At 60.0% G+C, this 255-nt stretch carries 1 protein-coding gene; it reads right to left on the bottom strand.

The window, feature by feature from the left end:
* On the bottom strand, positions 1-211 hold a 211-nt coding region (locus AC5IJH_RS18360; RefSeq protein ID WP_491904271.1), incomplete at its 3' end, for a hypothetical protein.
* Between the last annotated feature and the right edge of the window lie 44 nt (positions 212-255).

Raw genomic sequence — 255 nt, 5'->3', positions numbered from 1 at the left:
CAAAGTATGGCGTGCCGCAGCGAAAGGTCGGACCCTTCGCCCTGATGTGATCCCGCACGATCGTCAGCACATCTTTATCGACTTCGTGTTTCGGACGTGACACTTCTCGCGTCCCCTTCTCGGTCTCGACCGTGACCTTGCCTCTACGAATCGAGGCGAGTGCCTCGCGAACTGCGGCAGCGTCGCTGCCTGGATACTTATCGTTGCCCATGTCCCACTCCTACTGCTGCTGATCTGCCCCGGTTGGGGTGGTGC

This window comes from Candidatus Dedyshia acidiphila (assembly GCF_051025295.1).
Lineage (GTDB): Bacteria > Acidobacteriota > Terriglobia > Terriglobales > Acidobacteriaceae > KBS-83.
The sequence above is the reverse complement of the archived record's forward strand: the minus strand, read 5'-3'. Positions and strand labels throughout refer to the sequence as shown.